The organism is Micromonospora sp. NPDC049060 (assembly GCF_040649055.1).
GTDB lineage: Bacteria > Actinomycetota > Actinomycetes > Mycobacteriales > Micromonosporaceae > Micromonospora > Micromonospora reichwaldensis.
Map to the genome: position 1 here is coordinate 1 of NZ_JBEZEV010000065.1, position 14699 is coordinate 14699.

Annotated in this window: 11 protein-coding genes and 2 pseudogenes; 4 read left to right on the top strand and 9 right to left on the bottom strand. The window is 72.1% G+C overall.

Annotated features, from left to right (window positions below; translation table 11 throughout):
* The 5 genes and pseudogenes from AB0B83_RS21420 to AB0B83_RS21440 form a co-directional block, all read right to left on the bottom strand.
* Positions 1-74, bottom strand: a 74-nt coding sequence (locus AB0B83_RS21420) for a hypothetical protein (protein WP_357579670.1), incomplete at its 3' end; no start/stop codon positions are given.
* Positions 75-93: 19 nt separating this feature from the next.
* Positions 94-1257 (bottom strand): annotated as a pseudogene (ispG, locus tag AB0B83_RS21425) (flavodoxin-dependent (E)-4-hydroxy-3-methylbut-2-enyl-diphosphate synthase); the annotation flags it as partial.
* Positions 1258-1266: 9 nt separating this feature from the next.
* Positions 1267-2517, bottom strand: a complete 1251-nt coding sequence (locus AB0B83_RS21430; RefSeq protein ID WP_357579645.1) for a site-2 protease family protein — start codon at positions 2515-2517, stop codon at positions 1267-1269.
* A complete protein-coding gene (gene dxr / locus AB0B83_RS21435) occupies positions 2517-3731 on the bottom strand; it encodes a 1-deoxy-D-xylulose-5-phosphate reductoisomerase (RefSeq protein ID WP_357579646.1) in 1215 nt (404 codons plus the stop codon). Before dxr ends, AB0B83_RS21430 begins: the two co-directional genes overlap by 1 nt.
* Before the next feature lie 43 nt (positions 3732-3774).
* Positions 3775-4482, bottom strand: coding sequence for a Uma2 family endonuclease (locus AB0B83_RS21440; RefSeq protein ID WP_357579647.1), 708 nt, complete (start codon positions 4480-4482; stop codon positions 3775-3777).
* Between the two features lie 157 nt (positions 4483-4639).
* On the opposite strand from AB0B83_RS21440, the gene AB0B83_RS21445 reads away from it, so the two are divergent.
* A complete protein-coding gene (locus AB0B83_RS21445; RefSeq protein ID WP_357579648.1) occupies positions 4640-5956 on the top strand; it encodes a family 43 glycosylhydrolase in 1317 nt (438 codons plus the stop codon).
* An 85-nt stretch (positions 5957-6041) separates the two neighbouring features.
* Here the strand turns inward: AB0B83_RS21445 and AB0B83_RS21450 are convergent, their stop codons facing one another.
* A complete protein-coding gene (locus tag AB0B83_RS21450) occupies positions 6042-6605 on the bottom strand; it encodes a GNAT family N-acetyltransferase (protein ID WP_357579649.1) in 564 nt (187 codons plus the stop codon).
* A gap of 51 nt (positions 6606-6656) precedes the next feature.
* On the opposite strand from AB0B83_RS21450, the gene AB0B83_RS21455 reads away from it, so the two are divergent.
* Positions 6657-7541: a YhjD/YihY/BrkB family envelope integrity protein gene (locus tag AB0B83_RS21455; protein ID WP_357579650.1), complete on the top strand. Its 885-nt coding sequence runs from the start codon at positions 6657-6659 to the stop codon at positions 7539-7541.
* Here AB0B83_RS21455 and AB0B83_RS21460 read toward each other — a convergent pair.
* Positions 7511-7813: pseudogene (locus AB0B83_RS21460) on the bottom strand (translocation protein TolB); the annotation flags it as partial. The gene AB0B83_RS21455 and the pseudogene AB0B83_RS21460 sit on opposite strands and share 31 nt — an antisense overlap.
* Positions 7814-7872: 59 nt before the next feature.
* Positions 7873-10056 (bottom strand): MMPL family transporter, encoded by a 2184-nt coding sequence (locus AB0B83_RS21465; protein ID WP_357579651.1) that lies wholly within the window; start codon positions 10054-10056, stop codon positions 7873-7875.
* Positions 10057-10157: 101 nt separating this feature from the next.
* Between AB0B83_RS21465 and AB0B83_RS21470 the strand changes: the two genes are divergently transcribed.
* A complete protein-coding gene (locus AB0B83_RS21470) occupies positions 10158-10883 on the top strand; it encodes a TetR/AcrR family transcriptional regulator (protein WP_357579652.1) in 726 nt (241 codons plus the stop codon).
* A gap of 268 nt (positions 10884-11151) precedes the next feature.
* Entirely contained in the window at positions 11152-12744 is a 1593-nt protein-coding gene (locus AB0B83_RS21475; protein WP_357579653.1) for an NAD(P)/FAD-dependent oxidoreductase, read from the top strand.
* 150 nt (positions 12745-12894) lie between these two features.
* Here the strand turns inward: AB0B83_RS21475 and AB0B83_RS21480 are convergent, their stop codons facing one another.
* Positions 12895-14457: a Rieske 2Fe-2S domain-containing protein gene (locus tag AB0B83_RS21480; protein ID WP_357579654.1), complete on the bottom strand. Its 1563-nt coding sequence runs from the start codon at positions 14455-14457 to the stop codon at positions 12895-12897.
* Positions 14458-14699 lie beyond the last annotated feature (242 nt).

Sequence of the window (14699 nt, forward strand, 5' to 3'; positions counted from 1 at the left end):
CACTCCAGCTCGACCTCGGGCCCCTCAGCCACCTCGTAGCCCATGCCGACGAACAGGTCGCTGACCTGCTCCATCAGGGTGCTGATCGGGTGCCGTGACGGTGGCGCCGGGGAGCAGACCGCGCAGCTCCTCGGGCAGCTCGGCGCCCATCTCGTCGGCGATGCGCAGCGCCTCCTCGATCAGGGTCTCCACGATCTGCGCCTCGGGCACGGTCTTGACGACCTTGCCCTTGACGAAGATCTGGCCCTTGCCGTTGCCGGAGGCCACCCCGAGGTCGGCCTCGCGGGCCTCGCCCGGGCCGTTCACGACGCAGCCCATCACGGCGACCCGCAGCGGCACCGGCAGCCCCTCCAGGCCGGCGGTGACCTCCTCGGCCAGCTTGTAGACGTCGACCTGGGCCCGGCCGCAGGACGGGCAGGAGACAATCTCCAGACCCCGCTCGCGCAGCCCGAGCGACTCCAGGATCTGGTTGCCGACCTTGATCTCCTCCACCGGCGGGGCCGACAGCGAGACCCGGATCGTGTCGCCGATCCCCTCGGCCAGCAGCGCGCCGAAGGCGACCGCCGACTTGATGGTGCCCTGGAAGGCCGGGCCGGCCTCGGTGACGCCGAGGTGCAGCGGGTAGTCGCACTTCTCGGCGAGCTGGCGGTACGCCCGGATCATCACCACCGGGTCGTTGTGCTTGACCGAGATCTTGATGTCGCGGAAGCCGTGCTCCTCGAACAGCGAGCACTCCCACAGCGCCGACTCGACGAGCGCCTCGGCGGTGGCCTTGCCGTACTTGGCGAGCAGCCGCTTGTCCAGCGAGCCGGCGTTGACGCCGATCCGGATGGGCACGCCCGCGTCGCCGGCCGCCTTGGCGATCTCCTTGACCTTGTCGTCGAACTGGCGGATGTTGCCCGGGTTGACCCGGACCGCCGCGCAGCCGGCGTCGATGGCGGCGAAGACGTACTTCGGCTGGAAGTGGATGTCGGCGATCACCGGGATCTGCGACTTCTTCGCGATCGCGGGCAGCGCCTCCACGTCGTCCTGGCTGGGCACGGCGACCCGGACGATCTGGCAGCCGGACGCGGTCAGCTCGGCGATCTGCTGGAGTGTGGCGTTGACGTCGGAGGTGAGGGTGGTGGTCATCGACTGCACCGACACCGGCGCGCCCCCACCGACCGGGACCGAGCCGACCATGATCTGGCGGCTGACCCGGCGCGGGGCGAGCGGCGGGGGCGGTACGGCGGGGATACCGAGACTGACAGCGGTCACTTCAGGCACTCACCTTGAGAAGAGCGTGATCGGGTTGACGACGTCCGCGGTGATGGTCAGCAGCGTGAACACGCCACCGATCAGGATCACCGCGTACGTGAGGGGCATGAGCTTGAGGTAGTCGACGCGCCCGGGGTCGGCGCGGCCGATGCGGGCGTAGAGCCAGGAGCGGGCCCGCTCGAACCAGGCGATGGCGATGTGCCCGCCGTCGAGGGGCAGCAGCGGCAGCAGGTTGAACACGCCGATGAAGAAGTTCAGCGAGACGAAGAGCATGAAGAACAGCAGCCAGGCGTCGTTCTCGACGGCCTCGCCGCCGAGCCGGCTGGCGCCGACCACGCTGATCGGGGTGTCGATGTCCCGCTCTTCGCCGGTGATCGCCGCCCACAGCGCGGGGACCTTCTGCGGGATGCGCTTCATCGCCTCGAAGGTGTTGACCGCCATGTCGCCGGTGAAGTCGGCGGTCGCGCCGAACGCCCCGACCGGCCCGTACGTCACCCGGGTCGGGGTGCTGGGCACGAGGCCGACGCCGAGCGCGGCGACCGCGGCGACCTGGCCCTTCGGGTCGTCGAGCGGGGGCCGCTGGGTCTGCGCGAGCACCGTGCTGGTCGTGGCCGGCTGGCCGTCGCGGACGTACGCGATCTGCGCCGTGTCGCCCGGCTTGAGGGCGCGCAGGGTGGTGAGCAGCTGCCCGTAGTCGTTGATCGGCGTGCCGTTGATCCCGGTGATCCGGTCGCCGTCACGCAGCTGCGCCTGGGCGGCGGGGCTGGCGGGATCGGCGGTGGTGCACTCGCGCAGGGTGTTCTCCGGGACCACGCACTTCGACAGCTGGATGACCGCCGGCTCCTTGCGGATCTCGGCCTCGGTGCTGGGGAACTGCGGGTTGGGCAGCCCGGCGCTCACCGCGATGATCCAGAGGGCGATCAGGGCGAGGGCGAAGTGGGTGATCGAGCCGGCGGACATCACGATCGTCCGCTTCCACACCGGGTAGCGCCACATCGCGCGCGGCTCGTCGGCCGGGTCGACGTCGTCGTCCTGGGGGGTCATCCCGACGATCTTGCAGAAGCCGCCGAGCGGGATGCCCTTGACGCCGTACTCGGTCTCGCCCCGCTTGAAGGACCAGAGGGTGGGGCCGAATCCGACGAAGTACTTGGTGACCTTCATCCCGAACGCCTTGGCGGTGAGCAGGTGCCCCGCCTCGTGCAGGCTCACCGAGATGAGGATCGCGAGGGCGAAGAGCACCACCCCGAGCAGGTACGCCATCAAGCTCCTTCCACCGAACCCGCGATGATGATCTCCTGCGCGTGCGCGCGCGCCCACGACTCCGCCGCGAGCACGTCCTCGACGGTACCTGGTTCGTCGAAGTCGGGAGCGTCGTCCAGCACCCGCCGGAGGGTGTCGACGATGCCGAGGAAGGGCAGCCGGCCGGCCACGAAGGCGGCCACGCACTCCTCGTTCGCCGCGTTGTAGATCGCCGGCCGGCAGCGGCCGGCCTCGCCGGCGGCCTTGGCCAGCGCGACGGCCGGGAACGCCTCGTCGTCCAGCGGCGCGAACTCCCAGGTGTGGGCCTTCGTCCAGTCGACGGCGGCGGCGGCGTCGGGCACCCGGTCGGGCCAGCCGAGGGCGACCGCGATCGGCAGCCGCATGTCGGGCGGGCTGGCCTGGGCGATGGTGGAGCCGTCGACGAACTCGACCATCGAGTGGATCACCGAGGTCGGGTGCACGGTCACCGTGATGTCGGCGTACGGCACGTCGAACAGCTCGTGCGCCTCGATCACCTCCAGCGCCTTGTTGACCATCGTGGCGGAGTTGATCGTGATGACCTGGCCCATGTTCCAGGTCGGGTGGGCGAGCGCCTGCTCGGGCGTGACCTGCGTCAACTCGTCGCGGCGCCGGCCCCGGAACGGGCCGCCGCTGGCGGTGACGATCAGCCGCCGCACCTCACCCCGGGCACCGGAGCGCAGGCACTGGGCGAGCGCGGTGTGCTCGGAGTCGACGGGGACGAGCTGATCCGGCCGCGTCACCGCCGCCCTGACCAGCGAGCCGCCGGCCACGAGCGACTCCTTGTTGGCGAGCGCGAGCGTACGCCCGGCGCGCAGCGCGGCCAGCGTCGGCGCGAGCCCGAGCGAGCCGACCACCCCGTTGAGCACGACGTCGCAGGGCCACTGCGCCAGCTCGGTCATCGCGTCCGGACCGGCCACGATCTTGGGCAGCTTGAAGTCGCCGGTGGCCCAGCCGCGCCGGCTCGCCTCGGCGTAGAAGGCGAGCTGGAGGTCCTGCGCAGCGGACGCCTTCGCCACGCCGACCGCGTCGACGCGCATTTCGAGGGCCTGGGCGGCGAGCAGCTCGACGTTGCCGCCACCGGCGCCGAGCGCCGCCACCCGGAACCGGTCCGGGTTGCGCCGCACGATGTCGATGGCCTGTGTGCCGATCGAACCGGTGGAGCCGAGCAGGACGAGTTCCCGGGGCGAAGTCACCGGGCCATTCTTCCCCACCGTCGCTGTGCCCCCGCTGGGAGCCTCAACCCTCGGCGTCGGCCTGCCCCTCCGGCGCTTCCTCGTCTCCCTCGGGTGCCTCCTCGCCCTCCTCCGGCGCCTCCTCGCCCAGCAGGTCGCCCGGGTCGATGGAGAACTCGAACGGCTCCCTCATGACGAACCGGGTACCTGCGGCGGCGGCCGCCACCGGCCGGTACTCCCCCTCGACGAGCTCGAACAACGCGATCGTGGGCACCCGGTTCCGCAGATCGACGCGGAGGAAGAACGGCACGCCAGCGGCTGCATACTCCCGGGGCCGGTCGATGACGTCCTTGCGACGGTTGCCGGGCGACACGATCTCACCGAGCAGCACTGCGTGCCCGATGTCCATCGTCGTCCGCCCGCCACCCGGCACGTCGAGAATGACGATGTCCGGGATGAAGAGGTCGTCGCCCGAGACGACGTTCGCCTCGAGGTAGAGCCACAGCTTGGCCCGGCGGGCCGCCTGCTTGAGAAGGTACGCGAGATCCAACTCCGCGTCCTGGTGGTCATAACCGGCATGTGGCGTCACGATCACGCTTCCGCTCAGGACCTCAACCTTGGGGCCGTTGGTCTCCGGCAACAGGTCGAGGGCGAGCTGGGCGGTCCACGGCTCGTCGCGCCACCGCAGCACGTCGAACGACGGCTCGGTGGGCTGCGACGCGGGTTCGGCCTGCTGCGGCGCCGGCTCGGGCGCGAAAGCTGCCTGGGCCATCCGGGCTCACCCCCTCAGCGGACATTCTGCTCAGGTCAGCCTAGCCGCCGCAGCCCCCGCCGCACGGGATCGCACACCGGGTCCGACGCCGGCTGGCCCCCGGCCCGGCGCGCGCAGCTTTCTTTCGTTAGATCGATCGCCATGGTTGAATTTCGACATGCGAAGAGGTCTCGTCTGGCTGGCGGCCCTGCTGGTCGCCGCCCCACTGCTCGTCAGCCCGGGCGTGGCCCAGGCTGCCACCACCACCCCCTCGCTGGTCATCGCCAGCGACTTCCCCGACCCCGACGTCGTCAAGTTCGGCAGCACCTACTACGCGTACTCGACGAACAACGGCCACGGCAACGTCCCGGTCGCCACGGCCAGCTCGCTGACCGGAGCGTGGACCAGGCGGGCCGACGCGATGCCGACCCTCGGCGCCTGGGCCAACGGGGGCCTGACCTGGGCGCCCGACGTGTCGCAGCGGGCCGACGGGCGCTACCTGCTCTACTACACCGCCCGCAGCCGGGCCACCGGCCGGCAGTGCCTCGGCGCCGCGCTGGCCACCTCGCCGCTCGGGCCGTTCACCTCCGTCGGCACCGGACCACTGGTCTGCAACGCCGGCGAGGGCGGCGACATCGACGCGGCGAGCTTCACCGACAGCACCGGCCTGCGCTACCTGCTCTACAAGGACGACGGCAACGCGATCGGCCAGCCGACGAGCCTCTGGCTGCAACAGGTCGCGGCCGACGGGGTGACCCTCCAGGGCGCCCGGGTGGAGCTGCTGCGCAGCGGGCGCGCTGAGGAGGCGGGCATCATCGAGGCGCCGGTGCTGACCAAGGTCGGCGCGCAGTACGTGCTGTTCTACTCCCTCGGCGGTTACGGCGGCGACGGCTACCAGACCAGCTACGCCACCTCGACCTCGCTGACCGGCCCGTACACGAAGGCGTACCGCTCGCTGATGACCACGGCGTCGCTGGACTCGGCGGTGCGGGGGCCGGGCGGCGCGGACGTGGTCCGCGAGGCCGGCGGCGACCACATCGTGTTCCACGGCTGGATCAACAACTACTCCGCCCGTGGCATGTACGTGGCGGCGCTGGGCTGGGCCGGCGGGAACCCCGTGGTGCGGGGCAGCCGGGTGCGCTACGAGGCCGAACGCGGCACGCTCAACCACTGCGGGGTGCGCGCCGCCCCGAGCACGTCGCAGGGCCAGGTCGTGGCGTACATCGACTACGCGGACAGCTGGGTCGAGGTGACCGTCTTCGCGCCCCGGGCCGGCGGGTACCGCGCCCACGTGGCCTACGCGGCCGGCTACGGCGACGCCCAGCACACGCTGACGGTCAACGGCGCGAACCCGAAGGTCGTCACCTACCCCAACACGGGCTGGGACGTCTGGCGGCAGGTGGGTGTCGACGTGACGCTCAACGCGGGCTTCAACACGCTCCGGTTCACCCACCTGAGCCGCTGGGCGGAACTCGACTTCGTCGAGGTGGCGTAGCCGCCCCGTCCGGCCCGAGATCTTGGCGAGAAACTGCCCTTGGAGGGGCGCCTTCTTGCCAAGATCTCGGGAGGAGACGGCCGGCTCACCGCATAGTCGGCCCCTCAGCGGAGCCGGTCAGCACGAAGGTCTCCAGTTCCTCGCCGCCGTACCAGTCCGAGCGGCGGCCCACGTGGGTCATGCCGAGCCGGCGGGCCACCGCCATCGACGCCTCGTTGCCGGGGGCCACGACGGCGTAGACCTCAGGGGTGCCGGCGGCCATCTCCCGTTCCACCACCGCCCGGGCCGCCTCGGTGGCGTACCCGTGGCCCCACGAGTCGGGGTGCAGGTGCCAGCCCACCTCGATGTCCTCGGTCAGCGTGCCCTCGTCCCGCCCGGGCAGCGGCTTGAGCAGCACCGTGCCGGCCACCACGCCGGTGTCGCGGACCTCGATCGCCCAGGTGCCGTAGCGGCCACCGTGCCCCGCGTGCCGCTCCCGCCACATCGCGAGCCGGTCGGCGGCCTGCGCCGGGTCGGTCAGCGGCAGGCCGGGCGCGCCCAGCCAGCGGGTGACCTCGGGCCGGGAGTAGATGTCGAAGATCCGGGCCAGGTCGGCCGGGTCGACGGTCCACTCCCGCAGCACCAGGCGCCGGGTGGTGAGAACGGTCATGGCCCGTGATCCTAATGAGTGGCGCGAGGCGGTACGGGGAAAGAAGCCGCGATGGGCGGCGGATGGCAACGGGCGAAGCGGGTCACCAGTGCGGCGTTCCGCCCGCTGCGGGGCCGGGACCTGTCCCTGCACGCCGCCGCCATCACCTTCTACGGGGCGATCGCCGTGGTGCCGGTGGCCCTGCTGGCGATCTGGCTGACCTCGCTGCTGGCGGGCGCCGAGCGCGTACGCCGGCTCACCTCGCACGCCGTGGACACGCTGCCGGACGCGATCGGCGCGCCCCACGCGGTGCAGGCGCTCGTCGAGGCCGGCGTGGGCCTGACCCCGCTGCTGGCGCTGGCGTCGCTGCTGCCGGCGTCGCTCTACGGCGAGGGGCTGCGCCGCGCCTTCGTCTCGGTCGCCGTGCCGCGCAGCGAGGAGTCGCTGGTCGGCTGGCGGGGCCGGCTGCTGCTGCTGCCGCTGCTGGCGCCGGCCCCGGCCCTGCTGCTGTCGATCCTGCTCGCGCTGCCCACGACCACCGGACTGGTCCGGCAGGGCGGCTGGACCGGCGCGCTGGGGGTCGTGCTGTCGTTCCTGGCGGTCTGGCTGGTGCTCACCCCGGTGCTGCTCTGGGTGTTCCGGGTGGTCGGCCCGGCGTCGCCGGACTGGCTCTCCGCGCTGGCCGTCGGCTCGTTCACCGCGGCGAACCTCTCCGGCTTCCTGCACGGCTTCGTGCTCTTCGCCTCGCTCCCGATCGACCTGGGGGTGCCGTTCGGGGGCTTCGACGAGATCGGCGCTGGGGTGGCGGTCCTGCTCTGGCTCTACCTCTTCCACGTGATCGTGCTGGCCGGCTACTCCGCCACCCTCGCGCTGTCCGCCTGGCGCGCCCGCCGCGCCGCCGCGCCGCCCGCCGACCGGGCGGCCGATCAGGGCCGGAAGGGACCGGAGACCTCGTAGGTGATCCCGTCTCTGCCGGTGGAGTTGCCCGAGGCCCCGCGCTGGGAGGAGAAGTAGAGAGGCGACCCGTCGGGGGAGAACGCCGGGCCGGTGAGCTCCGAGCCCGACTGGCCGAGCAGCCGCAGGAACGGGCTGACCACCCCGGCCGGGGTGATCACGTTGATCTCCATGTTGCCGCCGTCCTCGGCGACGTAGAGGTCTCCGCCGGACGTGCCGGTGATGTTGTCCACCCCGGTCAGCGGCGCGGCGCCCGCCGGCACCAGCGACTCGTCGGTCCGGCAGGTCCGATGCCCCGTCGACGCCAGGGCCGACGGGGAATCGATGGAAGCCTCTATTTGATGAACTCGGCGTGACGGGTCTCCGGGGCCGCCGGCTCAGGCTCGGCGGACTCGTGCAGGCCGAAGCGGCGGTGGAAGCGGGCGAGCGGGGCGGGCGCCCACCAGTTCCAGTGGCCGAGCAGCCGCATCGTGGCCGGCACCAGCAGCGCCCGCACCAGCGTCGCGTCCACCACGATCGCCACGATCATGCCGATCCCGATGAGCTTGATGTAGGCCATCTCGCCGGTGGCGAAACCGGCCACCACGATGATCAGCAGGAGCGCGGCGGCGGTGATGATCCGCCCGGTGTGCTGGAGCCCGGCCGCCACCGAGGCGGTGTTGTCGCCCGTGCGGTCCCACTCCTCGCGCACCCGGGAGAGCAGGAACACCTCGTAGTCGGTGGCCAGCCCGAAGAGCACGGCGAGCATGAGGATCGGGTTGCTGGGCTCGATGAACCCGGTCGGGGTGAAGCCGAGCAGGTCCGCGAAGTGACCGTCCTGGAAGATCCAGACCACCACCCCGAACGACGCGCCGATCGACACCAGGTTCATCAGCACCGCCTTGACCGGCAGCACCAGCGAGCCGAAGGCGAGGAAGAGCAGCACCAGGGTCGCGGCGGCCATCAGCAGGGCCATCCAGGGCAGCCGGTCGCCGAGACCGTCGATCAGGTCCAGGTCGACGGCGGGACGACCGCCGACGAGCACCTCGGCGCCGTCCGGCGCGGGCAGGTCGCGCAGCGCCCGGACCACGTCCTGCGCGGTGTCGCCGGCCGGCTCGCCCGGGTAGGTCACGGTCAGCAGCGTCGACGTGCCCCGGTTGGCCGCCACCTGTACCCCGGTCACGCCGGGCACGGCGGCCACCCGGTCGGCGAAGGGCTGCGCCTGCTCCGGGGACGCCCCGGAGACCAGCACGTCGATCGGCGAGATCGTGCCGCCGGAGAACTCCGCGGCGACCCGCTCGGAGACCACCCGGGGCTCGGCGTCCGGGGGCAGCACCCGGTCGTCGAACCCGCCGAAGGAGACCCCCAGGAACGGCGCGGCCAGCACCGCGAGCAGCACGGTCACCCCGACCAGGTAGCGCACCGGACGGCGCATCACGCTGTGCGCGATGCGGGCCCAGGCGCCGCCCGACTCCCCCACCGCCGGCCGCCCGCCGCGCGCCCCACGCCGCCACGGCAGCGGTACGCGCAGCGCGTCGATCCGGCGGCCGAGCACCGCGAGCAGGGCCGGCAGCACGGTCAGCGCCGCCAGCATGGCGACCAGCACGGCGGCGATCCCGCCGAGGCCCATCGAGCGCAGGAACGCCTGGGGGAAGATCAGCAGGCTGGCCATGGCGAGCGCGATGGTGAGCCCGGAGACCAGCACCGTACGCCCCGCCGTGAGCATGGTGCGCCGGATCGCGGCGGGGGTGTCGTGGCCGGCGGCCAGCTCCTCGCGGAACCGGCTGACCACGAAGAGGGAGTAGTCGACCGCCATGCCCAGGCCGATCAGGGTGATGACGTTGATGGCGAAGACCGACACGTCGGTGACCAGGGTGACCAGCCGGACGGTGACGAACGCGCCGAGGATGGCCAGCCCGCCGATCAGCAGGGGCGTGGACGCGGCCACCAGCCCGCCGAAGATCAGCACGAGCAGCACCAGCAGCACCGGCATGGAGAGCAGTTCCGCGCGGGTGATGTCCTTGGTGGTCTGTGTGTTCGACTCCTGCAGGGCAGCCGTCGCGCCGCCGACCTCGGTCCGTACGCCGGGCGCGTCGAGGGCCGGCCGCAGCTCCTCGTACGCGGCGGTCTTGTCGTCCTTGTCGGCGGCCCGGAGCTGGATCAGCGCGTAGGTGGCCCGGCGGTCGGTGGAGAGCAGCGCGGGGGCCTGCGTGTCGTACCAGGTGGTGACGCTGGTGATCTCGGAACGCGCGCGCAGCCCCGTGACGGTGGCCGTGACCGGGTCGCGGAAGGCCGGCTGGTCGACGGACGCCGTGTCGCTGGACCAGAGCACCACCAGGTCTGCGCCCTGCGGCCCCAGCTCGCGGTCGATCCGTTCGGCGGCCCGGCTGGACTCGCTGGCCGGGTCGTCGAAGCCACCCCCGGTCAGTTGCCCGAAGACACCCGCCCCCCAGGTCGATCCGACAGCGACCAGCACCAGGGCGGCGGCCAGCACCGCCCAGCGTAGCCGCACCACCATGTGTCCCCACCAGGCGAACATTCGCCTCTCCCTCCACAGATGGCTAAGCTGCTACCATCGCTAATTTCAGTGAACGCCGTTAACTATCGCAACGGTGTTTCCTCTGGTCAAGGTGGTTGTCGATGGCCGCACCCACTCGGCGGGAACGCCTGCGCACGGCGACCGTCGCCGAGATCAAGGACGGGGCACGCCGGCTGCTGGTGACGGGCGGGGTCGACGCGATCTCGCTGCGGGCCATCGCCCGCGACATGGGCATGACGGCGCCGGCCATCTACCGCTACTTCCCGAGCCTGGAGGCGCTGGTCGCGGCCCTCGCCGCCGATTTCTACAACGAGCTACGGGTGCGGCTGGAGGCGGCCCGGGACGACGCCGGGGGCGAGCCGGTCGCACGGTTGCTGGCCATGTCCCGGGCGTTCCGCGCCTGGTCGATAGCGCACCCCGCCGAGTTCGGGCTGATCTTCGGCGCCCCCGTCCCGGGGCGGACCGCCTTCGTCGACGGCCGCGCCACCCCGGACCATCCCGGCGCCCGCCTCGGCGCCGTCTTCATCCAGCCGATCCTCGACCTGTGGCGCCGCTCCCCCTTCCGCACCCCGCCCGGCGAACTGCTCCGGCGGCACCTGGACGGGCGGCTGGAGCCGCTGCGGCTCAGCCACGGCGAGGTGCCGATCGAGGTCGCGTACGCCTTCCTCTCGGGCTGGACCCGCCTCTACGGGCTGGTCGCCATGGAGGTCTTCCACCAGTTCGACTGGGCGGTCACCGAGGCCGAGGCGCTGTTCGAGCTGGAACTGGAGACGTTCGCCGCCCAACTGCTGGCCGGCCCGCCCCCGGACGACAGCCCGCCGTCCTGACCTCGGTGGCGGCCCGCCGCGACGAGCCCCGCCACAGGTGACCGTGGCTGATGGCTTCCGCCGACGACCGCGACAGCCGCGACGAGGCCGCCGACCCCGGCCAGGACGAGGAACAGGGAGAGCGGCAGGCCGACCCGGGCACGGCGCCGTCCGGTGGGTAGCACCGGGGGTGGGCGCGCTGAAGGGTGCTGCCATGGCAGGCAAGCCTAGGCCGACCGGCGGCGGAAGGGCTGACCGGCGGGACCTGTGGGCGCTAGGCTCCACCGGCATGGGTGACGAGCTGCCGCCCCGGGCCGACGTGGTGATCGTCGGCGCCGGGCACAACGGTCTGGTGTCCGCGATCCTGCTCGCCCGCGCCGGGCTCGACGTGCTGGTGCTGGAGGCGGCGGACGTCATCGGCGGGGCCACCCGCACCGAGGCGCCGTTCCCGAAGGTGCCGGGGCTGCGCCACTCCACCGGGTCGTACCTGCTCGGGCTGATGCCGCCGGAGCTGCTCGCCACGCTGGACGTGCGCATCCCCGTGCTGCGCCGCGACCCGCACTACTTCCTGCCCACCCCGGGCGGCCCCGGCTCGCCGTACCTGCTCTTCGGCAGCGACACGGCGGCGACCCGCGCGCAGCTCGCCGAGTTCTTCTCCCCCGCCGACGTGGCCGCCGACGACGCCCTCCAGGCCGAGCTGGCCGCGCTGCGCGACGACCTCGCCCCGGCCTGGCTGGCCGAGCCGCTGCCCGTCGAGGAGACCGCCGAGCGGTACGTCCGGCCGGCGCTGCGGCAGGTCTTCGTCGACCTGGTCCGCGGCTCGGTCGCCGACCACCTGGCCCGCTTCGACTTCCGCTCCGAGCTCCTGATGAGCATGTACGCGGTCACCGACGGCCTCTCCGGGCTCAACGCCGGCCCCGACGACCCCGGCACCGGGCACAACTTCCTCGTGCACAACATGTGCCGGCTGCCCGGCTCCGACGGCACGTGGATGATCGCCGAGGGTGGGATGGGCACCGTGTCGCGTACGTTCGCCGACGCCGCCCGGGCCGCCGGCGCGACGATCCGCACCGGCACGCCGGTCAGCGCGATCACCCTGGACGGCGGCGCGGCCAGCGGGGTCGTGCTCGCCGACGGGCGGGAGATCGGCGCGCGGGTGGTGCTCGGCGCGTGCGACCCGTACCGCCTGATGGACCTGCTGCCCGACGGCGCGCTCCCGGCGCCGCTGGCCGAGCGGATGGCGGCGGTCCGCCGCCCCGGCACCACGCTCAAGCTCAACCTGGCGCTGACCGGTCTGCCCCGCTTCTCCTGCCTGCCCCAGGGCTCCCCGAGCCCGTTCGGCTCGACCATCCACCTGCTGCCCGGCTCGGAGTCCCTGACCGGTGGCGGCGGCGAGTCGCCGATGGCGGCGCTGCGCGCCATGTGGGCGGACGTCCAGGCGGGGCGGCTGCCCGCCGAGCCGACCATCGAGTGGTACCTGCACACCACCGTCGACCCGTCGCTGTCCGACGGCCGGCACCACTCGTCGGCGCTCTTCGTCCAGTCGGTGCCGTACGAGCTGGCCGGCACCACCTGGGACGAGGCGCTGCCCGGCTACGTCGACCGGCTGATCGCGATCTGCGAGCGGTACGCCCCCGGCACCGGCGACCTGATCGCCGACGCCGTGCCGCTGCCGCCGCCCGGCATCGAGGCGCACTTCGGCATCACCGGCGGGCACATCCACCACGTCGACAACACCGTTTCGTTCACCGACCGGATGCCGTACGCCACAGGTCTCGACGGCGTCTACGCGGGCAGCGCCGGCTGCCACCCGGCCGGCAGCGTCATCGGCGCGGCCGGCCACAACGCCGCCCGCCGCATCCTCACCGACCTCACCCACTGACCCACCCCCGCCGCCCCACGCACGCGCCGGGGCGCCGCCTTGAGCGTCGATCATGCAGTTGCGGTGCCCGATACGTGACGGTAACCACCGTTATGCGGGCCGCCACAACTGCATGATCGACGCCGCGGGAGGGCGGGAGGGGGCGGGGGGTCAGGCGGTGGTGGGGGTGGCGTCCGCGCGGTGGGCGCGGACCTTGTGGCCGACGCTCGTCAGGCAGCGGCCGCTGGCCAGGTCGAACTTCCAGCCGTGCAGCTGGCAGGTGAGCTGGTCGCCCTCGACGATGCCGAACCGGGTCAGGTCGGCCTTCAGGTGCGGGCAGCGCCGCTGCACCACCCAGTCGCCGAGGGTGATGTCCTCGGCGTCGCTGGAGCGCTCGTGCTCGTCGTACCAGCCCTCCGCGTACTGGAGGCGCTCGGTGGAGAGGCACTTGAAGAAGGCGTAGACGAACTCGTTGTACTGGCCGATCCGGGCCGCCGAGAAGCGGCAGGAGAGGAAGAGGGAGTTGACCCAGTCCACCTCGCCGATGTGCAGCAGGTGCTCGATCAACGCCCGCTCGGTGCGGAACCGGTAGCGGACCTTCTCGTCGGCGTACGGCCGGACCTGCTTGCCCGGGAAGTCCACGACGATGGATTCGACGCTCTCGCCGTCGTAGCCGACCAGGTCGAAGCGGACCGGGCCGCCGACCCCCTTGGCCAGGTAGATCGACTCCTCCAGCAGGGGCTCGATCCGGCGCTGCATCTCCTTGAGCACGTCCACCTCGGGGTGCCGCCAGGACGCCTTCTCGGCCTCGATGACCGGCCGCTTGCGCTCGCGCATCTCCTCCAGGTGGGCCACCTTGTTGGCGAAGAACTCCTCCACGGGCACCGGGTGCGTCGTGCTGGCGTCGGAGGTGGTGATCTCCGCGACGCTGCCCGGGAGCAGCACGACGCCGTTGGTGCCGCCGACCTTGGCGTACTCGCTCAGGAAGACCGACTGGTCGGGGAAGATGTTGCCCTCGTCGCCGTGGATGTCGTTGAACTGCCACAGCTCGTCGTCGAGGAAGCAGGGCGGGCCGGCGATCGGGAAGACGTGGTCGGCCTTCAGGTCATCGATGTAGCGCCAGGTGCGGTCGAACTGCCGGTCGCGCTTCTGCTTGCCGAACGCCGTCTTCGCCGCCTGCGGCAGCTCGTAGACCATCGGGTACCAAATCGCGCCGGAGAATTGGAGCATGTGCGCGTGCACGTGGCCCAGCTCGGCGAAGACGCTCAGGTCGGTGGGGCGGGCGTCGTTCTGGTTGAGCAGCCGGACCCCGTCGTACTCCACCCACAGGGACGAGTCGCCGATCGGGCCGTCGGTCGGGCTGGTCAGCGCCTGGATCATGATCTTCAGGCCGCCGTCCAGCTCCACTACCTGCTCGTTCGGCGCCTTCAGGAACTTGGTGAAGCCCAGCTCCCGCAGCTCGTCCTCCATCTCGGAGGTGGGGAACGCGGGCAGCAGCACGGTGGCGTCCTTCGACACGAAGCGCTTCAGGTGCGCCGCGTCGAAGTGGTCCCGGTGCAGGTGCGACACGTAGAGGTAGTCGACGTCGCCGAGGGCCTCCCAGTCGAGCAGGGAGTTGTCCGGAAACGGGAACCATGAGGCGAAATAGGCCGGATTGACCCACGGGTCGCACAGGATGCTGCCCGCGGCCGTGTCGATCCGCATGCTGGCGTGCCCCGTACCGGTCACTCGCACCGCAGTTCCCCCTCAAAACGACAAAACAAGGTGTACGCCAGAAACGCTACCGGAGGGAGTCTGGCGACCTACCCGCGACGCCGGTAGTGCCGATGCGCCCGGGTGGAGCCGGGCCCTTGGTCCCGACGCCGGCGACCGCCACCTGCCCGACGCCGGGCACCGTGCCGACGTCCCTGCCGGCCCTCGTACGTGCCCCGGGCCGACGCCCGCCGCGCCCGTGCGGATCGTGCGGTCCGCCCCAT

Coding starts and splice junctions, on each gene's coding strand:
- AB0B83_RS21440 (WP_357579647.1), bottom strand. CDS start 4,482: ATGGCCCAGGCAGCTTTCGCGCCCGAGCCGGCGCCGCAGCAGGCCGAA.
- AB0B83_RS21455 (WP_357579650.1), top strand. CDS start 6,657: ATGGGCGGCGGATGGCAACGGGCGAAGCGGGTCACCAGTGCGGCGTTC.
- AB0B83_RS21445 (WP_357579648.1), top strand. CDS start 4,640: ATGCGAAGAGGTCTCGTCTGGCTGGCGGCCCTGCTGGTCGCCGCCCCA.
- AB0B83_RS21465 (WP_357579651.1), bottom strand. CDS start 10,056: ATGTTCGCCTGGTGGGGACACATGGTGGTGCGGCTACGCTGGGCGGTG.
- AB0B83_RS21430 (WP_357579645.1), bottom strand. CDS start 2,517: ATGGCGTACCTGCTCGGGGTGGTGCTCTTCGCCCTCGCGATCCTCATC.
- AB0B83_RS21475 (WP_357579653.1), top strand. CDS start 11,152: ATGGGTGACGAGCTGCCGCCCCGGGCCGACGTGGTGATCGTCGGCGCC.
- AB0B83_RS21470 (WP_357579652.1), top strand. CDS start 10,158: ATGGCCGCACCCACTCGGCGGGAACGCCTGCGCACGGCGACCGTCGCC.
- AB0B83_RS21450 (WP_357579649.1), bottom strand. CDS start 6,605: ATGACCGTTCTCACCACCCGGCGCCTGGTGCTGCGGGAGTGGACCGTC.